Raw genomic sequence first — 21,642 nt, forward strand, 5'->3', positions numbered from 1 at the left:
CAATAACATCATTAGTTTTTTCGAAAGCTCTTCAAAGCTGTATTGAGATCCTTTGTGTGAGTGTAAATGTTCTTATACAAATCAAATAGTGTTTTATATTTTTGAACATTTTGTGCCTTTGGATAAAATGCAGCAGCCTCACGAATGAACTGCTCTGCACATTCTTCAAGGGATTCAAACCAACCGCTTCCAAAGGCAGCCAGCATTGCAGCTCCCATAGCTGGCCCTTGTTCATTTTCTAACTTAATCACCCTCGCATTGAAAATATCAGCTTGCATTTGCAGCCACGTATCATTTTTAGCTCCTCCACCAATAGAAACAACAGTATGAACTGATTTTCCCGCTTCGCGGAATAGCTCAATTGATTCATGTAAAGAGAATGTGATACCTTCCATTATTGCCCTCAAAAAGTGCTTTCTATTGTGGGCTCCATCCATTCCGATCAAGCTTCCCCGAATAGAAGAATCAGCATGCGGCGTTCTTTCACCAACCAAATAAGGAGTGTATAGCAGTCCATTGGCTCCTATCGGAATAGCTTCCACGCCCTGCAATAATTGCTCAAACGATTCGTTTGGTGCAAACGTTCTTTTAAACCAGTCCAAGCTGTATCCTGCAGCGAGCGTGACGCCCATCGTATAAAAAGAATCCTTTTTTCCATGATTAAAAAAGTGGACTTTCCCTTTAAAGTCTCTTTCTTTTTCTTCTTCGTAGGAAAGTATGACCCCTGAGGTCCCAATACTGCATAAAGTTTTTCCGGAAGAAAGGATACCTGCTCCAATAGCGCCGCAAGCATTATCTGCTCCCCCAGCGTACACTTTTGTTTTTTCTAATAGCCCGGTCTTCGCGGCAGCGTGCGGAAGCAGCGATCCTACACAATCATGAGATTCAACAAGCGGAGGACAAATATCTGCAGAAATACCAATTTGATTGCAAAAATCATTGCTCCACTCCTTGCGAGTAATATGTAAAAGTAAAGTTCCTGCTGCATCGGAGTATTCGGTGTGAATGGCACCGGTCATACGGAATCTCACATAGTCTTTCGGAAGCAAAAACACAGCAGTTTTTTTAAAAAGTTCAGGTTCATGTTCCTTCACCCATAACATTTTAGGTAATGTAAACCCTTCTAAAACACGGTTTTTTGTGATGTCAAGAAGATGATCGCCAAATTTCTCGGTCATCCTTATACATTGAGGCGTTGTTCTGGTATCATTCCAAAGAATTGCATTACGTAACACCTGACAATCTTTATCAAGCAGTACTAATCCATGCATTTGTCCCGAATAGCTTATCCCGTCAATATCCTTGGCTTGAACATTGGATATAGAAACCAATTCAGCCAATGCTTCAATTGTTTGCTGCACCCAGTCTTCAGGATTTTGCTCACTATATCCCGCCTTCTCTTGGATAAGCGGATACCTTTTGGACGTTTCTGCACAAACCTTGCCGTTTTGGTTAACTAAAATGGTTTTAACAGCACTCGTTCCAAGATCTATTCCAATGACATACTTCATTTTTTCACTCCTTGCCCTTTTAAAAAACCATTCACTCTAAATAAATCCTAATTATAGAAGTTACCCGTCATAACAACAAGCAATAGGAAAGGAATCATGACGGGTAATTCAGTGACTTGGTATTGATAGCAGGATCTGGAGCTTATCCTGTTATACTTCTAAAATGTATTGGTTCAATATCGCTTTTAATTTCTCCTGTCTTCCAGATTCGTTTTTAATTGATTTATGATTTAGCGCATATTGCTCAAGTGTGTGGAAATTAGCTCTTCCTTCTATAATTTCAAGACCAATCCCTTCAGTAAAACTGCGGTAACGATGTTGAATCACATCTTCAAACACACGATCTTCGATTAATTTGTGGGCAACTTTCAATCCTCTTGCAAATGCATCCATCCCTGCAATATGGGCATATATTAGATCATCAAGCTCAAAAGAAGATCTTCTGACCTTCGCGTCAAAGTTTAATCCGCCGCTTCCTAGGCCGCCATTTTGCAGGATTTCGTACATTGCTAATGTCGTAGAATATAAATCCGTCGGAAATTCATCCGTGTCCCAGCCTAAAAGAGGATGACCCTGGTTTGCGTCAACAGAGCCAAGCAGACCATGTACTCTTGCCATGCGTAATTCATGTTCGAATGTATGCCCAGCTAATGTGGCATGATTGGCTTCAAGATTTAATTTAAAATGATTGTCTAAGCCATATTGCTTCAAAAAGGCAATGGTTGTTGCTGCATCTGTATCGTATTGATGGGTGGTCGGCTCTTTTGGTTTTGGCTCAATCAAAAACTGCCCTGTGTACCCGATTTCCTTCGCATAATCCACTGCCATATGCATAAATCTAGCCAAATTATCAAACTCAAATTTTAAATCAGTATTTAACAATGTTTCATATCCTTCACGGCCGCCCCAAAATACATAGTTCTCAGCGCCAAGCTCTTTTGCTGTTTCTAACCCTTTTTTCACTTGTGCTGCAGCATACGCAAACACATCTGCATTGCAAGAAGTCGCGGCACCATGGACGAAACGGGGATTCGTAAACATGTTTGCGGTATTCCATAATAGCTTAACGCCGCTATTTCTCATGTAATCTTTAATCATGCCCACGATCATATCTAAATTTTGGTTTGTCTCTTTTAGCGTACTGCCTTCTGGTGCAATATCCCTGTCATGAAAAGCAAAGAATGGTGCATCTAGTTTTTCAAACATCTCAAATGCTGCTTCTACTCTCATCTTCGCTAGATCCATGCCTTTATAGTGATCCCATGGTCTTTGCATCGTAGCTGCTCCAAAAACGTCTGTGCCATCAGCGGTAAATGTATGCCAATAGGCAATAGAAAATCGCAAATGCTCTTTCATCGTTTTTCCGCCGATTACTTCTTGAGGATTATAATATTTAAATGCTAAAGGATTAGTCGAATCTTTCCCTTCGTAAACCACTTTGTTTGCGCTTCCAAAATAGTTGGTTGAACTGGAATGAGATTGAGCCATGTGATTTCCCCCTTAAAAATAAATTCAAAACATGATCATTCAAATACAAATGCATTTTATTTCATATTGTAAGTTACCTGTTAGTTTGTTGTTTAAACAAACTAACTTATTTTCATCTTATATAACCTCATCAGTATTTTCAATATTTTTTTTAGTTTTTTATGAACACATTAGATATAATAAAGGGAAGATTCGCTATGTACTATGTTCATACTTAATTTAAAGATTAAACAAATGGAGTGGATAAAGTGGATATCGCTGATCAAACCTTTGTCAAAAAAGTAAATCAAAAGTTATTATTAAAAGAAATCCTCAAAAATTCACCTATTTCAAGAGCAAAATTATCTGAAATGACTGGATTAAATAAATCAACTGTTTCATCACAGGTAAACACGTTAATGAAAGAAAATCTGGTATTTGAAATAGGTCAAGGACAATCAAGTGGCGGAAGAAGACCTGTCATGCTTGTTTTTAATAAAAAGGCAGGATACTCCGTAGGAATAGATGTTGGTGTGGATTATATCAATGGCATTTTAACAGACCTTGAAGGAACGATCGTTCTTGATCAATACTGCCATTTGGAATCCAATTCTCCAGAAATAACGCAAGACATTTTGATTGATATGATTCATCACTTTATTACGCATATGCCCCAATCTCCGTACGGGCTTATTGGTATAGGTATTTGCGTGCCTGGACTCATTGATAAAGATCAAAAAATTGTTTTCACTCCGAACTCCAACTGGAGAGATATTGACTTAAAATCTTCGATACAAGAGAAGTACAATGTGCCTGTTTTTATTGAAAATGAGGCAAATGCTGGCGCATATGGAGAAAAAGTATTTGGAGCTGCAAAAAATCACGATAACATTATTTACGTAAGTATCAGCACAGGAATAGGGATCGGTGTTATTATCAACAATCATTTATATAGAGGAGTAAGCGGCTTCTCTGGAGAAATGGGACATATGACAATAGACTTTAATGGTCCTAAATGCAGTTGCGGAAACCGAGGATGCTGGGAATTGTATGCTTCAGAGAAGGCTTTATTAAAATCTCTTCAGACCAAAGAGAAAAAACTGTCCTATCAAGATATCATAAACCTCGCCCATCTGAATGATATCGGAACCTTAAATGCATTACAAAATTTTGGATTCTATTTAGGAATAGGCCTTACCAATATTCTAAATACTTTCAACCCACAAGCCGTAATTTTAAGAAATAGCATAATTGAATCGCATCCTATGGTTTTAAATTCAATGAGAAGTGAAGTATCATCAAGGGTTTATTCCCAATTAGGCAATAGCTATGAATTATTGCCATCTTCTTTAGGACAGAATGCACCGGCATTAGGAATGTCCTCCATTGTGATTGATCATTTTCTGGACATGATTACAATGTAATTTTTTAAGGAATGGACAGCTCATCTTTAAAGATGAGTTTTTTTATTCTAGGAGTATTTCTGAAGCAATAGTGACATAGGCACCTTCTCATATGAAAAAGGAGTTCTAAAATAGAAATCTCCTTTTTCATGTGCAAATTATTTTTCTTTATAACGAAAATATCTAAAGTCGGCCGGAATATGATTACCACTGGTATCTTGGCATTGCATCCCTACAAAGGCCCCTGTGAAGAATCCTCCCCCACGGATGTAATCATCTGACAATTTTTTCGATTCCAGTGCAATGTCAATTTTGTGCCAATCTTCTTTGTTAAAAGAATAGAAATAATAATATTTGTCCTTTTCAATATTTACTCTTAAATATACATACTTTACTTCACGAGGAATAACAATTTTATTATTTAATGGCTGTGAAAAAGAAAAGTTGTCACATATTGTTAATTCAAGAATGCGGCCAAGTTCTTCATCATGCGTGACTTGAAGAGCCGTCCAGTTCTCTGTATTGTAGTAATTCACCAATCCAGCGGCTTGTTGAAAATTTTCCGGATAAAACTCAACAGCAGTTTCGGCTTCAAAATGGAGACTTTGCCAGCGTCTGGCTACAAATGCCTGAGTAAATGTCGAGGTCAATGATTCATGACCGAATAATCGTAAATGATTTGGCGCTTGAGTCAATGAACCTAATTCATTCGTGAATGGAATCCTTAAAGTTTGAAAATTTATATTTAATGTTGAATCCTCAAATTCATCAACTTCCGGGTACGTTGCTTCAAATATTGTTTCGGGTATAGAAGGTGCATCTACCTCCAAGCTTCCTTCTTTTCCACCTACTACATAGGGCCATTCATCTTTCCAGTAAAGTTTTTGAATAGCTGTTTCTCTGCCCAAAGGACAGTATCCTCTCTGCTGAAAAATTGAATCATCGTCAGGATGAATAGGACGTCCCGTTAAATGAGCTAAATACCACTCATCTGTATGTGTTTGAACAATGGATGCATGACCACATTTTTGCAATGGATTTCCTGGGTCATGCCATGACGTTAAGATTGGATTATCGGGATGAACTTCATATGGCCCCTCAATATTTGCAGAACGGGCAATTGTAGCAGCATGTTCGTACCGTGTTCCTCCTTCTGCAGTTAATAAATAATAATAGTTCCCGATATGATAAAGGTGCGGAGCTTCTGTCAGTTTTCTATCCGTTCCTTCAAATATGACTTTTGGTTTACCGATTAATTTTTGCTCTTTATCAGAATATTCCTGTATAACAATTCCTCCAAATGAGTGCCGATCAATACGGTGATCCCATAACATATTTAATAAATATTTTTTTCCATCCGTATCATGGAACAAAGAAGCATCAAACCCCGAGCTATTTAATTTAATCGGCTCCCCCCAATCACCATTAATCGTTTCACAGGTAACTAAATAATTGTGACAATCTTTCCATGCGCCATCTACTACCTTAACATCCGTATAGATCAGCCAAAACTTCCCATCACTATAGCTTAAACATGGTGCCCAAACTCCACCTGAATTTGGGTTTCCTTTCATGTCTAATTGTGAAACTCTCTGTAATGGATGTGCAACTAAGTGCCAATTTACTAAATCTTTTGAGTGGTGTATCTGGACTCCCGGAAACCACTCAAATGTAGATACGGCGATATAATAATCCTCTCCTGCTCTACAAATACTTGGATCGGGATTGAATCCTTTAAGTACGGGATTGGTAATCTTCATTTGGGACTCCTCCTCAGTTTATTTTCTTTTTTAAGCCTTGAAATCATCAATATGATCCAAATAAACTTTGTCTCTATTCTCTAATTCTCGAACCATGTTTTTATATTTTTTCTCATCTAAGTTATAGAAATTAATATCAATTAAAGCTAGAACCAGCAAGAACACGGGAATAATGGTTGTTGTAATTAAAATCCCCATTAATGCCGTCGGGGTTTGTGCCTGATTTGCTACATATCCAAACTTATCAAGAACCAGACCCGGAACAACTCCTCCTAAGGCCATACCAAACTTAAAGAAAAATCCGATTATAGCGTAAATGAGCCCACCCATTCTTTTCCCAGTCCTGTACTCTCCATATTCAATTGTTTCAGGAATAAGCGCCCACATATATCCCCCGGCAGTGAGACTTCCAGCAGCAGCGATTAATCGACAGACAAGTATGAGGTAAACATTACTTGGCGGAACAAACAGTAAAGCTAAGAGGCCGATAATATTCAGTAATAATGCATAGTTTAGTAATTTCTTTTTCCCCAAAAATTGATGAAGCCTTGGAATAAACGGTAAAATGACCAAAGCGGGCAAGCTTCCTATCAAACCGTACCACTTCACCAAATCCTCTCTTTCTAAGTTATACGTTACGTAGTAAATGCCAACCGAATTACTGATGGAATTCACTCCAAAAATAATAATAAAGAAAATACTTAATACAACAAGTGGACGATTAACACGAAACTGCTCAAATATATCCGTAAATTTAATTTTCTCTTCGGATTTTTGAAGAGTGACCCGCTCTTTTGTGCTTTTAAAACAAAAGATTAAAAGGCACCCGCCTATCATTCCCAAAATACCCATGGTTAGTTGCCAGCCAAGAGACTCGTTGCCGGAAGTATCGCTTAAATAAGCAGCCAGTAAGGGAACAAAAAATGCAACGACAAGTCCCCCAAGATTCGCAAATAACATGCGAACAGAAGTTATACTAACCACTTCTTGATTATTTCTAGTCATTGCAGAAGTTAACGCGCCATATGGAACGTTTATCGTTGTGTATGTAAGCGACAAGCCAACATAGGTTATATAGGCATATATTAATTTCCCCATATCCGAAAAGTCTGGTGTTGTAAAACAGAGTATTGCCAGTATAACAAATGGAAAAGCTCCGAATAAAAGATACGGTCTAAAGCGTCCAAATCTGCTGTTCGTTCTGTCAACTATTGTTCCGATAAAAGGATCAGCGAGAGCGTCGATTATTCTAACCACTAAAAACATAGTACCGGCCCTGCTGCCGATAAACCAAAAACATCTGTATAGAAGAACAAAAGATACGTAGACACTGTTGCATAAATTAAATTACAAGCAAAATCTCCAGACGCATATCCAACTTTTTCAACCATGCTAATCTTCTTTACATTTTCACTGAGCATGATTTCTCCCCTTTTCGATCCTTTAATATGGAACAGTGTGAAACGGTATAACAATTTCTCGAATTTACGGTCAGTAAACTTTTATAAAAGCGCTTTCAAAACAGTGCAAAAAAATATGGTGATCAGCAAGCAAAAAATTCATCTTTTTTCGTCATACCTTATATACCTGGAAAAGGATAAAAGCCTCATTCTTTCGTTTCTTATAATGTTTAGCTCCATTAAATCGACCCTCTTATCCCCCTTCCATCCATATTAGTAAGATCTTATCTTGTGGATAATGAAAGTTCATCTTGTTAGTTTGTTGATCGAACAAACTAACTTGATTTAATATTATAAAATCCTCTCGACTTTTTCAACATCTTTTTCAGAAAGTTTAAACAAGTCAGATTCCAAAAATTCTAAAAAGCCTTTTGTATTACTTAAAAAATTCGATTTCATTTGTTGTAAGAAGTGTATAAAATTTTAAAGTCATATATACTACAATTCCTCAGGTTCTCCAACCAAAAGCAGTCTATTCAGATCTGCTCCTTAGTGTTTTCTTCTTTTAACTTTTTGTTTAGCTTAAACCCAATTAAGACATTGACAATCGCAGCTGGAAAATATAAAATTCCTGCCCCCATTATTCCCAGCGCAGTACTTGAACTCACTATAAATGCCTGCATTTCTGTGTTTCTTGACTTCAGGCTAAGCAATACTAGGATACCGGCTAAAATCCCTATAAGCCGTGCAATACCTGAAATAAAGAAATCTGTTAGGACTCCAAATAATTGTCCAATAATTGATAGCACAATCCCGAAAAAGCTGGATAATAAAACTAATTTTTTCATGGTATTCCCCCTCCTTTTGATAGCCGCTTCCATTTCGCATGCTCAAACCGCTTTTGATATAGGCCTTCAAGTACAGCAGCCCATTCAAACCATTCTTGGTAACAATGCCTCTTCAATCCACTCTATACAATACACATGGAACACCTAACGTTTTATGTCTTGAATTTCCCTTACTTCACAACAGATTTATATTCTTCAATATGTTGAATAAAGTATATGGCCACTACGACAATTGCGATTACCTTTGTTCAAAAGTGCGTGAATGCCGATGTTGTGGGATGAAAAAGAGCATTTAGTTTAATGCTCTTTTCGCTTTTGGTATCCGAAAGTCATATACAAAGAAATTTATGTATATTTAACTTTTCATCATTTTTAAGCTCTTCCTATCCTTTTGTAACATGCATAAAGGTCGCTAAAAATAACTATAAACATTACAATCCAAATAAAAAAAATTCAAGTCAAATCCCCCAATTTTAAATAAAACAATTCTTATGTTTCTCGGATTAATCAAACAATCTGAATATTTACTGTTTGATTCAGCAGGCCTTTACTTGTTGTGAAGGGTGTGAACACATAATTTAAATCAAATGTTATAAATTCGCAAAAATATTGAGTCCCAGAACCAATAAATTAACGCAGCAATAATGCTCATAATGTAATACCAAAAGCTTCTGAATACGGTAAGAGCATTTGACGGATAATCAACAAACCAGAAAAAAAACACAGCTAAAAAGGCTACTGCAGCATAAATTAACAAATTGATCAAACTGAATTTTCTGGGCCTTCTTCTTAGTAATTTTTGCAAAGGGATAGCAAATAATAAGTAAGTGATAAATGAGTAGAATGCTATGATTCCTATTGTGATTAATGCGATCGCCATAAAACCTGAATAAACAAACATATACAAGCCAAAGATTAGACCATATGATAAGCTTGAAAATACCAATGTATAAGCGTAACTGCCTAACGGTTTATATAACCACAAAATGGTACCTCCGCTATTCTTTAAATTTTAAGCTCCAAATAACAAAGTCCCTCCTATAAACCAGAAAAAAGGAAATGGAAACATAATTGCATTTAAGACAATCCCATATACAGCACACCGTTTATTTGTCTTCATTGAAACGAACGCTAAAATGATTCCTATAGGAGAAAGTAATAATGGAAAAAACACCGGCATTCCTTGCCATGGAATTGACATAACTCCCGTAAAAAAATTAATAATTAAGATAGCTGAGATAATTGGAATCGTGATTGAAAAAATAGCTGCAGCTTTTCTAACATTCATATTGAAAGCAAGTCTCCGTTCTCTTTAAAATCGTAGTTTTATTTAGTCTTGAGAAAGTTTGTCAAAATCTCTTTCTTTCATTTCAGGCAGAATTATATCAATCCCTAACATTTTTATTAATTCTTGTACATAGCTTTTTATTGCAAGCATATTAAATGGGAAATCGAAATCAAATTCCTCTTTAACGCTTAGAATATCCATTGCATACGAACAGTTATGCTTCATACCCAAAAGAATACGATTGATCAGATAACTCAAAGTGAGTAACTAAATAAACACTAATAAGGTTTCCACCTTGAGAATCAAAATCTACTAATCTTTCATCAAGTACTAATAAAAATGCAGATCTCTCATCATCAATACCAACTGAAAAAATTCTAAGTTTCTTAGTTTCAATAACCGTTTAGTATGTAAGGCCCCCATAATCTAATTCTGCTTTTTCTGGTATAAATCGTTTTATGAAAGAGTATTACATGCACTTATACTCTTCTACCCAGTCGTGATATTTTTCATAAAGGTGACGTATTCGTTTGAAATCAAGAGCTATGACTTCACATCCTCGGTCATCATAGATAAAGAAAATAATGTCTTTTGTAATGTTCACAAAGAAAACATCAGGGTAATCAATAGAGTAACCCCCGAATCTCGGTTTCAATGGAAAATCTTCATTACTGGCTGCTTTAAGTAATTCAGTTACATGTAAGTCTCGAGGTTTGCATAACAAGGAAAATTGTTGCATATTGTATTCTTCAGCTTTATTGATTTCGAAAGGGTAGGGATATGTCTTCACCAGAATTTGATTCAAATGATTTTTACACTTTAGAAACGGTTGATACACCTTTAATTTTCTTATGCATTTCTCTTTCTTGTGCTTATACATATTTGTCACAAGGAATATGTCATCGTTTTGTTCAAATAATTCATTAAAAATGATTGTTATTTGCTCATATACAACTTGGAACCTCTTAAGATTCAATTCTTCATTTTCTTTGAGTTGATAGATATTTTTCCCAAGACAAAAATGGATTCCTATGCCCCATTGATTATAGATGCTAGGAGTGAATTCGAGGTTTTGAAACCTTTCCTCCATATACTCCATTATCTTCATTTAGACATTCTCACTTTAGGAATATGATCTTTTTGGAATATCAACAACTCATGCAGTTCGATGTTTTGATAGGGACAGACTTTATCAAACAGCTCTCTCGGATACCGCTCCATTTCGTCATTATATAGCTTTCTGACAGTTGGATACTCATGATCAATATCTCTGGAAAGTTTCCGGATACTGATCTTTCTTTGGTCTATAATCGTTTTTAACTTTGATTTAATCATATTCTCACCTTTTAGTTATTTTTGATCACACTTAAAATGATCATTAAGTTTATAATGGATCCTTGACCTCGCTGAATTTAATAATCCCGCTCTTCATGTTCAAATCCATAAATACCTTTTATCCACACATCGCCGCAGCCTGAACTTTTTGTTATTTCCAACTGATCACCTTCTACTCGATCTGCTGCACTGTAGTCCAAATAACTTCCTGGAATTCTTTCTCGCTCCTTGAAAATATCCATCAGTTAGAGCTATTCTGCTAAGTTTCATATTTAGAGTACAGTCTTTATTATTGTGTATTGTGAATTTATAACCAAGTGCGGTCAAAATTCCGGTCGAAATTATCTGCCATAAAGACAATTGTTGATTCCTCGCTCAAAACAAAGTCTACATTTGTTTAATCCACCGTTAGCTTTGCTTCAGCATTCGGAAGAGTAAAACTTGAGACTAAGCCTAAGCAAACCAAAGTTAAACGATTAACCCTTTTCATCCCTCTCTCCCTTTACCCATTTATGGCTTAATTCAGTAAATGAAAGGGATTTTTGACCGTGCATAAGGAAAAGGATTGTGATGATTTAAGCTACGCTGCTACCCTCCCAATGTTTTGCAGAAAAACCGAGTCCCAGATCCAAAATATTACAGCGAATGAGACACTAAACAAGTATATTTCATATCCCATCAGAAAGTTTAAGGTGTTTTTTGGATCAGTAATGAAAGCGAAGAATAACCATACCAAAAAGGAAAAGAATATGTATATGAGTAAATATTTCGCGTTAAACCTTTTTGGATTGCGATTTAAGAAATATTGAACAGGTGCAGCAAAGATTAAATAAAAGATAAAGAGAAGAACACTTATTAGGAAGTATGGTATGTAGCCGTCATAACCAATGCCAAAAACATAAACAACAGCAGCTGATAACGCGGACAAGACATGAACAAATATGATCCTTAAAACTTGCATGTTTATAACCTCTTTCTTAATGAATGCTTCTTCAACATTGTCTAGATCCTCCTTAAAACTACTGTTCTACTTAGAAATTAAACATCTTGGTCGCATTTCTCATTCTTCCGCCATTGAATAGTATTTCGGCGAGTTATTGCAACAGGTATTAATAGTAGAGTACCGACAATAAGCAACATAAAAAAGATCACAAACAGCGCACTTGTTCCCGGAACAATTTCTTCATAGGTAATAAAGCGCTTCTCTCCCTGCAGGACGAAGAACCGAGAATTTTCGAGAAAGGCCAGATGAAAAGCGATAGACGTCCATAAGCTTCCTGTTACAATACGCAGGAGTTGAAGGATGAATCCAAAACCCAACAATAAAACAATGTAATCTAATGTGATAGCAGATGATTCAATTCCAACTATATATTGCAAGCCACTTACAGTTATTGGTGCAAGCACAAACAGGATCGGCTGTAGGAGTAAGGCCATAAAACAGTTCCAACGCTTATTTAGAGCATAGTACACCGTCCCCCGAAAAGTTAATTCCTCTGGAAAAGCTTCATAAAAGAAAGCGATAATCATATTTAAGAGCAATACTGTCACTAAATGGACAGAGAAGTGAAATTGTGTAATTTTGATCCAGCCTAATAAATGGGCGATAGCGAAACCAGACCCGGATAATACAATCACATATATTGCTCCTATTATGGCTTTCGGAATGGCTTGCCGCCACCCAGACAGTCCTATAGAATAAAAGGGTCTACTAGACATCCGTTTAAGAAGAATGTAGAGCAACGGGACAGTTATTAATGTGACTAAACCTGCTTGGATGCCTTGCTTCAAAAGCTTGGAAGCTCCTGCTTGGCTAGCCATTGAACCGATTAAAGTAGCAAAAAACAAAGCAAATACGAATGTTCCCCAACTGAGCAAGACAGTTCCTAACCATTTATGATGATTGTCTTGTTTTCCGCTTTTGGTGAGATGAATTTGCATTTGGATACCCCTCTCACATCATTCATATTAAGCACTATAAGCCCTACTATCACTATACGTTCTATAGCTGTTATGGTTTCAATTTCCTGCATTCCCCCTCTTACAATTCCACTCTTCCTCTAAAATAGCGTAATAATATTCATCCCACCATTCATTGCCTTTTGGAATACATTTTTTAAAAAAGCCTTCTCTTCTCATTCCAATCTTCTCCATAACTCGGTATGAGGGAATATTCTCAGGTTGACACGTAGCTATAATCCTATGTAAGTTCATTTCTTTAAATCCATATTCCAAGATAGCTTGGGCTGCCTCAGAAGCATACCCTTTATTTTGATAATTGGGATTAAACACCCACCCAATTTCATATGTATGTTCACCAAAATACTTATAAAAAACAATATGGCCTATAAGACAGTCTTCATCTCTTAGTATGACAGGGAATTTTTCAGCGTTATCACCTTTGTTTTTATTTACAAATGCCTTTGCATCTTCTTCAGTAAAAACCCCTTCAGGTATATACTTCATTACATTACTATCAGATGTATACTCATATACAGCCTGCCAATCTTTGAATTCAAATTCACGTATCGATAACCTTTTTGTTGTGATATGCATTAAAGTAACTCCCCTCTAATATACTTAATCTTTATTTCAATATGAAGACAACAATAACCTCTTTAAAACTATTTTTATTCAACAATATTGCCTCTTGCTAGAACAACTCAAGGATTACTGACTGTGAACAAGCAATGGAATATGATTCTCCAAAATAATCCCCCTACCTTTCCCTGAGGGATAATTATGAAGGAACAACATAGTAAAAAATGGAAGTTCGAGTAGTTCTGTAAAAAGAAGAGTTGTATTCTTTGGCTAATGACTTTATTAAAACAAACGATAAAGATATTGAATCAATTGATTACACTGATGATTATGAGGTAAATCCAATGGGCGGCATTGAAATCAATGGTTGTTATCTAAATAGAAAAAAGTAATACGGGGAATTTAGGACAAAACTAAAGACGAAGTAAGATCATTTACTGTGGATGCAACTCGTAAGCTAGAGTGCGAAGATAAAATATATGAGGATTAAACAAACGTCCCCTTACAATAAGTAAGGGGATGTTTTGTTATCAACAAGATTGTTATTTAATTGGTATTCCTTGTTAATCTTTTTAAGATGTGAAATTTCAACTTCGTATTGACTTCCATAAACTCTGCTTATTTTTTGCACTTCTTCCTTTGATCCGAAGAAAATAACTTTAAAATCATCATTTACGTATTGAACTACAAAAAAAACCATCAAAATCCTGAAATGTATTTTTATTTATCGAAATAAAACCACTTGATTGAGCTGTTGTTTTTACACTAATCCGTCTGCCATCACTCACAACATCAAATCCATGCTGATTAGTTTGACGTGCCAGAGTGCCGTTGGTTTGGATTGCACAAATGAATTCACCGATTCTGCCAATTAAATGCCTCAATTCTGTAGGCTTACAGTTCAATACATTCATTTCATATCTCAGGATTTGGTTATATTCATTATAAAGGTTTACAAGTTGTTCTTTACTAATGATTTCGGCTTGATCATTTATTTGGTTATTAGTAATAAAAGCTTCTCGGAGTGATTTAACACCGTTTACCCATTCGCCTACGATAACTTCCTTATCTTCCCCTTTTGATTTTCTGAAAATAAGTCCTGTATAAAGAGAGTTCTCACCTAAGTATTTGTAAGAACTTCTATTCACATATTCAAAGAGGTGCTTATTAAAAGAAATCCCCTTATTATACCGGTTATAACAATAATCTGATAAAATAATGCTATCCGGATTAGTTCCGTATTTTCTTTACTTCTTGAGGTGAAACCAACTCATTGATCTTATTTTTCAAAGCATCTTTAATTTGCTCGTAAATTGTCATTATACTTCCCTCAAATAGCAGATTCTTTGGTTTCCTAATGACTTTAAAGAGTTTTTGTTACAACACAATGGGATGGAAATGTTTGATGGCATTGAAATACTTAGCTTAGAGGGAATCGTTGAATATAATGAGGTTCAAGATTTCCCAGAGGGATACTTATTAATAGGATATCATTTTGATGGAAGGTATGTCATAGACACAAACAAATCAAAAAAAGGATTAGGTTATATGTTATATCTAGACTCAATTGACGATATTGAAGATGCGATTAACTTAAATTCTAATTTCGAGATATGGTTTGATATGCTAGTGTCTTCTAATGGAACGAAATATTGGGAAGTAAATCCGAATCTCCAAGAGTATTATAAACTGGTTTCAGAATAACACTTCGGCAAAAGAAAAAATTATGACTAATTTCAACAAGTAACACCTAATTTCTTTTCTAAGCCGCTAATTTCTTGAGGAGTTGCTGGATTTTTGAAATGAAAAGTAGCATCTTCCATGACATACCCTCCATGATGAAACATAGGAAATGTACCATAGTTAGAAACTGCTTTCTTAATACCATCTAGAGTCATGTGAATTAACTTTCCTTTTTCCATAAAACTCCTCCTCAAACCGTCTCACTAAATATCACCATACAAAACATTAATAGAGAAATTTAAAAGAGACATAAGCTGTTTATTAAGAAACAATTTTACTCATAATAATAGCAGCATTAGTGGTGAACAAAATGTAAGTGTTATTTGCTGCTTTAATTACTTACTACCCTATCCGTTGAGCCATAAGGAAACCCAATCCTTACTGCACTTTTTTCCTCTCCCCCATAGTTTGGATCAAGAAATACATCATTGATTTCTTTGATTGGGATTTCAATTTTGGATAGCTGCCAATTGATAATTAAGTTTTCATTTGATTTTTCAACGTTGATTCCAAGCATAAAAACATTCCCCTTTTGACTATGAATTCAGTGCAACAAACACGCTTTAAAATTCAATAAATCCAAAAAGTAATACTTACGGGAAATATGACTATAAGCAAAAGAGCCCTTTCAGGCCCCTATATTTCTTTTACCCTTGGTATGAATTTGTTACAAACTCTTTTGCTTTATTAGCAACAGCTTCCCAAGTGGCGGCAGCATTATTAAGATCCGTAGAAAGCTTATTGATATCCTCATTCTCAAACCCTTGGGCGAGTGAATAAAATTGACTTGCTATAGAATGCCAGATGCCTTCGATTTGTCCTATAAACTCCTTAGACTTTTCTGCTTGAGCTATTAAATTAACCAAGTCTATATTGATACTGTGAAGCATCCCCAAAACTTTTACTTCTAATTCTGGAATCTGTATATAATCTTCATCGCTTGGACTTTGATTTTTCTGTTTCTTGTGTAATTGACTTAAAGCTTTCCACACAGTATTGTCCTCCTATGATAGCTTCTTTAGACGTGCCTCTATGAAAATGGTCATTTGGTGATCGGCTTCACGAAATGTCTCAGCAAATGTTTCAATTCCGGTATCCTAGAAACATGGCGTTCGATAATCATGCCCACGGAAGCCCCAGCTGTGTGGACCAGTTGCAAGCATAAGCATTCTGCGATTCATTACCGACCTTGTCAAAGAAATACTAAATGAAAAAAGAACCTTTATTTTACCATTGGCTTACTTTTGAAAATTTATAAATTATTATTATATTGAACAGTGTTGGTATGATGTATACAAGACCAGTTCCAAGTAGACCTATTACTGAACTAGTAATTAATAATATGCTGAAGACTGGTTTATTATTTGTCTGGATTGAAGCAAGCATGGTTATAATCCCCGCCAAAGTACCTAAAAACCATAAGTTCCCCAAAGTGTAAGAGTCATCTAAAACCGCAAACAGTTGAGCCAGTACAGAAAAAACCGCTCCTAATCCCCCGGAGAAGATAGTCAATTTTTTCATAGAAATCTCCTTTTTGAAAATTGATTTAGATTTCAACGTAATTATGGATTCATTTGGTTATGATGTCAATAATAAACATCTACCTTACTCATCTTATTATTGCTGGTAGAAGTATTGAACAATGGAATTATCACAGAATTTGTCGAATTATTTATGCGTATTGCTTCCTTAAGCGTGGAATTATTTCCCTAATTGAAAATTTAGTACATAGAATTATTAGTGACATAGACTAAAAGTGACCCTGCTTTTTAGCAGTGCCGCTCCATAATTTATTACCTATTAACATAAAAAATCCCCTGACACTTTTAGTGCCAAGGGATTGAGATATTAATACTGAGACATATACTGTTCGCGTTCCCAAGGATGTACTTGCGTGCGGAACATGTCCCATTCGATTTCTTTTGCTTCGATGAAGTGTTCGAATAGGTGCTCGCCCAGCGCTTTGACCATGACTTCGTTTGATTTGAATTCTTCTAGCGCTTCCGCAAGTGTTGCTGGAAGGTCAACGATTCCGTTTTCCATGCGCTCTTCTTTGCTCATCACATAGATGTTGCGGTCGATTGGAGCCGGCGCTTCCAGTTTGTTTTTGATTCCGTCTAATCCTGCAGCAAGCAATACGCTAAGTGCAAGGTATGGGTTTGCAGCTGGGTCTACACTGCGTACTTCAACACGTGTGCTGATGCCGCGAGAAGCCGGGATACGGATAAGCGGGCTTCTGTTTTGCGCGCTCCATGCTACATAACAAGGTGCTTCATAGCCAGGAACAAGACGTTTGTAAGAGTTTACTGTCGGGTTTGTTACTGCTGTAAAGCTTGTTGCGTGCTTCACGATACCTGCAATGAAGTGCTTCGCTGTTTCACTTAACTGAAGATCTGCGTTTTCGTCAAAGAATGCGTTAACACCATTTTTGAAGAGTGATAGATTGCAGTGCATACCTGAACCGTTCACACCGAACAATGGTTTTGGCATAAATGTCGCATGCAGGCCGTGTTTACGGGCAATTGTTTTGACAACTAGTTTAAATGTTTGGATGTCATCACAAGAGCGGACTGCTCCAGCATATTTAAAGTCGATTTCATGCTGACCAGGTGCTACTTCGTGGTGAGACGCTTCGATTTCAAAGCCCATCTCTTCAAGCTCAAGTACGATATCGCGGCGGCAGTTTTCTCCTAAATCAGTTGGAGCTAAGTCGAAATACCCGCCTTTGTCGTTTAGTTCAAGCGTCGGCTCGCCTTTTTCGTCCAATTTGAATAAGAAGAATTCAGGCTCAGGCCCAAGGTTAAAATCACTGAAGCCGAGGTCTTCCATTTCTTTCAGAATCCGTTTTAAGTTGTTTCGCGGGTCACCTTCGAAAGGTGTGCCATCCGGATTGTAAATATCACAGATGAAACGTGCTACTTTACCTTTTTCAGCTGTCCATGGGAAGATAACAAATGTATTTAGATCTGGATACAGGTACATGTCTGACTCTTCGATACGAACGAATCCCTCAATAGAAGAACCGTCAAACATGACTTTATTATCAAGCGCTTTTCCAAGCTGGCTTACAGGAATCTCAACATTCTTGATTGTTCCAAGAATGTCAGTAAATTGAAGACGGATATACTTCACGTTTTCTTCTTTTACTAATTTTTCGATATCTTCTCTAGTGTACTTTGCCATTTGGTAAAATTCCTCCTCTTAAAAGGTAAATGTATATAGCAAAACAGTTGCTAACGGATTAATGAAAGAAGCGGGACATGTCGCCTTGACGGAATGTATTCCCTCTTTGAAAACGGCCGGCTTGCATGAGCTCGTTTTTCAGGAGCTGTCTCAGTTCGTCATCGGACAGATCATGTTTCATTGGTTTTTTCGTCTTCTCGTTTTGTTTTTGTTCTGGCTCGGCTTCGGCTTTCGCCAGAATCTGTTTAATTCCTGCCATGTTTACACCTTGTTCTATCAGGTGCTTGATTTCTAACAGTTTATCTACATCATGAAATGAAAATAATCGTCTATTCCCTTCACTTCTGGCTGGAAATATCAGTCCATTTTCCTCATAATATCGAATTTGTCTTGCTGATAACTCAGTTAACTGCATGACAATTCCTATTGGAAATAAAGGCATTGAGCGGCGAATATTATCACTCATCTCAATTTCCTCCTTTTCTTAACTTAGTTTCATTATAGGTGATGTTATATTATGTGTCAATACGATGTAAGGATTCTTAACATCAAATCCAGAGAAATTTTTAAAAAATTTAAATTAATTGCTTTTCCATCAATGAATCCACTGCACTGCATATGGCATTCTTCACATGCGAATAGGTTAATCCTCCCTGAACATACGCTACATACGGCGGGCGGATAGGGCCATCAGCTGATAATTCGATGCTTGCGCCTTGAATAAACGTCCCTGCTGCCATAATGACATCATCCTCGTATCCCGGCATGTAGGCTGGATAAGGCGTCACATGAGCATTGATTGGCGATGCATATTGAATAGCCTGGCAAAAAGCAATCATCTTTTCTCTGTCTGAAAACTCAACGGATTGTATTAAGTCCGTTCTTTTCGCATCCCATTTCGGGTTTGAAATGAAGCCGAGTTTTTCAAGGAATCTCGCTGTAAACACCGCTCCCTTTAGACTTTGAGACACAACGTGAGGCGCCAAAAAGAAGCCTTGGTACATTTCTTGGAGCGAGTAAAGAGATGCCCCCGCTTCTCTGCCGATACCGGGTGACGTCATACGGTATGAGCAAGCTTCAATCCATTTCGCTTTTCCGACGAGGTAGCCGCCTGTTTTCGCAAGGCCGCCGCCGGGATTTTTAATGAGAGATCCCGCCATCAGGTCGGCTCCGACATGGCAAGGCTCAAGCTCTTCCACAAATTCTCCGTAACAGTTGTCCACAAAGACGATCAGATTTTCATTGATTTCTTTTACAAAACGGATCATTTCTTTTATTTCACTAATTAAGAAAGAAGGGCGATTCGCATATCCTTTTGAGCGCTGAATACCGATTACTTTTGTCTTCGGATTGATCGCAGCGGCGACTGCATCATAGTCTATCTTTCCGTCTTTCGTCAGATCAACCGCATTATAGCCGATTTGAAAATCCTTTAACGAACCAGCGTTTTCTCCACCCCTGACGCCCACAATTTCCTCTAGCGTATCATACGGCTTGCCCGTGATATAAAGGAGCTCGTCCCCCGGTCTGAGGACACCGAACAAAGCAATTGAGATGGCATGTGTGCCTGAAATGATTTGCGGCCTTACAAGCCCCGCTTCTCCGCCAAACACATCCGCATATATGCTTTCAAGCGTGTCTCTTCCGATATCATCATAGCCGTATCCAGTAGACGGCGTGAAATGAGTGTCGCTTACTTTGTGTTTTCTATAGCTTTGAAGCACTCTCCACTCATTTCGCTCGCTGATTTCTTCTATTTGTTTATGAATGCCGGCAATGTCCGCTTCCACTTCCATTGCCGTTTTCTTCAATAATTCTCCGTGTGTTAATGTGTCAAACATGTCTTTATATTTCCTTCCTACATATACTTCTTTAATTCACCGATGATACTTTGCTCTTCTTGGACATAGCCGGATATGTCATACTGTTCATTTTCTTCATTAAAATAGAAGCGGTCTACCATCGTTTCCGATTTGATTCTGGAAAGGAGCTTCCCTTCACTTGCCGGCACATGTGCTTCAAAAGACGTTAACAGTTCTTGGCGCAAATAGCGCTGAATCGCTTCTTTAAAGGCTGCAGCGTCGTCCTCAAATTTCGCACTGACCATAATGTGATCCCTTCCGGCGGACGGTATAAAATCAGGCAGTTTTTGATCATGTTTATTGTAAGCCGTCAGCATCGGGATATCATCTGCTTCAAGCTCCTCGAGAAGCCCAAGCACTGTTTTTTCATGTCCCGCATAATCCTCATTTGAAGAATCAATTAAATGCAGGATCAAATCCGCTTCTTTTACTTCCTCAAGCGTTGAGCGGAATGCAGCAATCAATGTCGTCGGAAGATCCTGAATAAATCCTACTGTATCTGAAAGAAGAACACTGTAGCCGCTTGGCAGGACCATTTTTCTGGTCATTGGATCGAGCGTGGCAAACAGGAGGTCTTCTTCATAGCTGTCAGCACTCGTCAGGCGGTTGAACCATGTTGATTTCCCTGCGTTTGTATAGCCGACAAGCGCAATTTGAAGCACACCGTTTTTCTTTCTTCTTTCACGGTATCGGCTTCTATGGCGAATGACAGTGGAAAGCTGTGTGTTGATTTCATGAATGCGATTTCTGATATGGCGGCGGTCGGTTTCCAATTTCGTTTCTCCGGGACCTCTTGCCCCAATTCCTCCGCCTTGCCGGGAGAGATTGATCCCTTGTCCCGTCAGACGCGGCAGTGCATATTGCAGCTGAGCCAGCTCAATTTGAAGTTTGCCTTCTCTCGTTCTCGCCCGCTTTGCAAAAATATCTAATATCAATTGCGTGCGGTCAATCATCTTCACTTCAATTGCTGTTGCCAATGACTTCAGCTGACTTGGCGACAGTTCATCATTAAAGATGAGGAGATCAGCTTCAAGCTCTTCCACCAGTGCCTTCAGCTCTTCTACCTTCCCTTTTCCTATATATGTAGCGGCGTCAGCCCTGTTCCGTTTTTGTGTGACGCTGGTCAGTACTTTTCCGTCTGCTGTTTTTGTCAGAGATGCTAGCTCTTCCATAGAATTTTCAAAATGCTCATCCGTGATATGCGGCAGCTGACATCCGACTAAAATGGCTTTCTCCTGAATCGTTTCTTGTTCGTTCAAATGGATGTTCCTTTCTTTTGCATATTGGGCAGTAGTATTATC

19 protein-coding genes and 7 pseudogenes are annotated in these 21,642 nt (G+C 37.5%); 3 read left to right on the forward strand and 23 right to left on the reverse strand.

Going from position 1 to position 21,642, the window contains the following annotated elements:
- Positions 1 to 11 precede the first annotated feature (11 nt).
- Complete coding sequence (gene xylB / locus ACZ07B_RS07250) at positions 12 to 1,511, reverse strand: xylulokinase (RefSeq protein ID WP_464877058.1); 1,500 nt, start codon at positions 1,509 to 1,511, stop codon at positions 12 to 14.
- Between the two features lie 150 nt (positions 1,512 to 1,661).
- Positions 1,662 to 2,999 carry a xylose isomerase gene (gene xylA / locus ACZ07B_RS07255; RefSeq protein WP_464877059.1) on the reverse strand — a complete coding sequence of 446 codons (1,338 nt, stop codon included), beginning with the start codon at positions 2,997 to 2,999 and terminating at the stop codon, positions 1,662 to 1,664.
- A 248-nt stretch (positions 3,000 to 3,247) separates the two neighbouring features.
- Between xylA and xylR the strand changes: the two genes are divergently transcribed.
- Positions 3,248 to 4,402 carry a transcriptional repressor XylR gene (xylR, locus tag ACZ07B_RS07260; RefSeq protein WP_464877060.1) on the forward strand — a complete coding sequence of 385 codons (1,155 nt, stop codon included), beginning with the start codon at positions 3,248 to 3,250 and terminating at the stop codon, positions 4,400 to 4,402.
- 137 nt (positions 4,403 to 4,539) lie between these two features.
- Here the strand turns inward: xylR and xynB are convergent, their stop codons facing one another.
- The 12 genes and pseudogenes from xynB to ACZ07B_RS07320 all read right to left on the reverse strand — a co-directional run bounded on the left by xynB (position 4,540) and on the right by ACZ07B_RS07320 (position 13,568).
- A complete protein-coding gene (gene xynB, locus ACZ07B_RS07265; RefSeq protein ID WP_049140110.1) occupies positions 4,540 to 6,141 on the reverse strand; it encodes a xylan 1,4-beta-xylosidase in 1,602 nt (533 codons plus the stop codon).
- Between the two features lie 30 nt (positions 6,142 to 6,171).
- Positions 6,172 to 7,562 (reverse strand): annotated as a pseudogene (locus tag ACZ07B_RS07270) (MFS transporter).
- A 515-nt stretch (positions 7,563 to 8,077) separates the two neighbouring features.
- Positions 8,078 to 8,389 carry a hypothetical protein gene (locus ACZ07B_RS07275; protein ID WP_163136862.1) on the reverse strand — a complete coding sequence of 104 codons (312 nt, stop codon included), beginning with the start codon at positions 8,387 to 8,389 and terminating at the stop codon, positions 8,078 to 8,080.
- A 583-nt stretch (positions 8,390 to 8,972) separates the two neighbouring features.
- Positions 8,973 to 9,377 carry a UPF0715 family protein gene (locus ACZ07B_RS07280; protein ID WP_464877220.1) on the reverse strand — a complete coding sequence of 135 codons (405 nt, stop codon included), beginning with the start codon at positions 9,375 to 9,377 and terminating at the stop codon, positions 8,973 to 8,975.
- A gap of 24 nt (positions 9,378 to 9,401) precedes the next feature.
- On the reverse strand, positions 9,402 to 9,677 hold the full coding sequence (locus tag ACZ07B_RS07285) for a hypothetical protein (protein ID WP_464877061.1): 276 nt from the start codon (positions 9,675 to 9,677) through the stop codon (positions 9,402 to 9,404).
- Positions 9,678 to 9,719: 42 nt separating this feature from the next.
- Positions 9,720 to 10,038 (reverse strand): annotated as a pseudogene (locus ACZ07B_RS07290) (hypothetical protein).
- Between the two features lie 108 nt (positions 10,039 to 10,146).
- Complete coding sequence (locus ACZ07B_RS07295; protein WP_464877062.1) at positions 10,147 to 10,785, reverse strand: DUF3885 domain-containing protein; 639 nt, start codon at positions 10,783 to 10,785, stop codon at positions 10,147 to 10,149.
- Positions 10,782 to 11,012, reverse strand: a complete 231-nt coding sequence (locus tag ACZ07B_RS07300; RefSeq protein WP_015252029.1) for a helix-turn-helix domain-containing protein — start codon at positions 11,010 to 11,012, stop codon at positions 10,782 to 10,784. Before ACZ07B_RS07300 ends, ACZ07B_RS07295 begins: the two co-directional genes overlap by 4 nt.
- Positions 11,013 to 11,089: 77 nt before the next feature.
- Positions 11,090 to 11,254: a hypothetical protein gene (locus ACZ07B_RS07305; protein WP_017697686.1), complete on the reverse strand. Its 165-nt coding sequence runs from the start codon at positions 11,252 to 11,254 to the stop codon at positions 11,090 to 11,092.
- A gap of 338 nt (positions 11,255 to 11,592) precedes the next feature.
- Positions 11,593 to 11,973 (reverse strand): UPF0715 family protein, encoded by a 381-nt coding sequence (locus ACZ07B_RS07310; protein ID WP_029726895.1) that lies wholly within the window; start codon positions 11,971 to 11,973, stop codon positions 11,593 to 11,595.
- A 77-nt stretch (positions 11,974 to 12,050) separates the two neighbouring features.
- On the reverse strand, positions 12,051 to 12,953 hold the full coding sequence (locus ACZ07B_RS07315; protein WP_464877063.1) for a CPBP family intramembrane glutamic endopeptidase: 903 nt from the start codon (positions 12,951 to 12,953) through the stop codon (positions 12,051 to 12,053).
- A 78-nt stretch (positions 12,954 to 13,031) separates the two neighbouring features.
- Positions 13,032 to 13,568 (reverse strand): GNAT family N-acetyltransferase, encoded by a 537-nt coding sequence (locus tag ACZ07B_RS07320; RefSeq protein ID WP_464877064.1) that lies wholly within the window; start codon positions 13,566 to 13,568, stop codon positions 13,032 to 13,034.
- Between the two features lie 186 nt (positions 13,569 to 13,754).
- Between ACZ07B_RS07320 and ACZ07B_RS07325 the strand changes: the two are divergent.
- Positions 13,755 to 14,043 (forward strand): annotated as a pseudogene (locus tag ACZ07B_RS07325) (DUF1433 domain-containing protein).
- A 12-nt stretch (positions 14,044 to 14,055) separates the two neighbouring features.
- On the opposite strand, the pseudogene ACZ07B_RS07330 reads toward ACZ07B_RS07325, so the two are convergent.
- Positions 14,056 to 14,873, reverse strand: a pseudogene (locus tag ACZ07B_RS07330) (DUF7225 domain-containing protein).
- 30 nt (positions 14,874 to 14,903) lie between these two features.
- Between ACZ07B_RS07330 and ACZ07B_RS07335 the strand changes: the two are divergent.
- Positions 14,904 to 15,257: pseudogene (locus ACZ07B_RS07335) on the forward strand (SMI1/KNR4 family protein); the annotation flags it as partial.
- Between the two features lie 38 nt (positions 15,258 to 15,295).
- Here ACZ07B_RS07335 and ACZ07B_RS07340 read toward each other — a convergent pair.
- The 8 genes and pseudogenes from ACZ07B_RS07340 to hflX all read right to left on the reverse strand — a co-directional run.
- Positions 15,296 to 15,475 (reverse strand): annotated as a pseudogene (locus ACZ07B_RS07340) (SMI1/KNR4 family protein); the annotation flags it as partial.
- 82 nt (positions 15,476 to 15,557) lie between these two features.
- Positions 15,558 to 15,813: pseudogene (locus ACZ07B_RS07345) on the reverse strand (SunI/YnzG family protein).
- Between the two features lie 130 nt (positions 15,814 to 15,943).
- A complete protein-coding gene (locus ACZ07B_RS07350; protein WP_464877065.1) occupies positions 15,944 to 16,288 on the reverse strand; it encodes a hypothetical protein in 345 nt (114 codons plus the stop codon).
- A gap of 235 nt (positions 16,289 to 16,523) precedes the next feature.
- Positions 16,524 to 16,817 carry a hypothetical protein gene (locus ACZ07B_RS07355; RefSeq protein ID WP_464877066.1) on the reverse strand — a complete coding sequence of 98 codons (294 nt, stop codon included), beginning with the start codon at positions 16,815 to 16,817 and terminating at the stop codon, positions 16,524 to 16,526.
- Between the two features lie 327 nt (positions 16,818 to 17,144).
- Positions 17,145 to 18,479, reverse strand: coding sequence for a type I glutamate--ammonia ligase (glnA, locus tag ACZ07B_RS07360; protein ID WP_003231737.1), 1,335 nt, complete (start codon positions 18,477 to 18,479; stop codon positions 17,145 to 17,147).
- Between the two features lie 58 nt (positions 18,480 to 18,537).
- The gene (glnR, locus tag ACZ07B_RS07365) at positions 18,538 to 18,945 is read right to left on the reverse strand and encodes a transcriptional repressor GlnR (protein WP_003238341.1); all 408 of its coding nucleotides are present in this window, start codon (positions 18,943 to 18,945) and stop codon (positions 18,538 to 18,540) included.
- 109 nt (positions 18,946 to 19,054) lie between these two features.
- On the reverse strand, positions 19,055 to 20,320 hold the full coding sequence (locus ACZ07B_RS07370; protein WP_217002363.1) for a methionine gamma-lyase family protein: 1,266 nt from the start codon (positions 20,318 to 20,320) through the stop codon (positions 19,055 to 19,057).
- A 17-nt stretch (positions 20,321 to 20,337) separates the two neighbouring features.
- The gene (hflX, locus tag ACZ07B_RS07375; RefSeq protein ID WP_217002364.1) at positions 20,338 to 21,600 is read right to left on the reverse strand and encodes a GTPase HflX; all 1,263 of its coding nucleotides are present in this window, start codon (positions 21,598 to 21,600) and stop codon (positions 20,338 to 20,340) included.
- Positions 21,601 to 21,642 lie beyond the last annotated feature (42 nt).

Source organism: Bacillus sp. 9.4 (assembly GCF_055486415.1).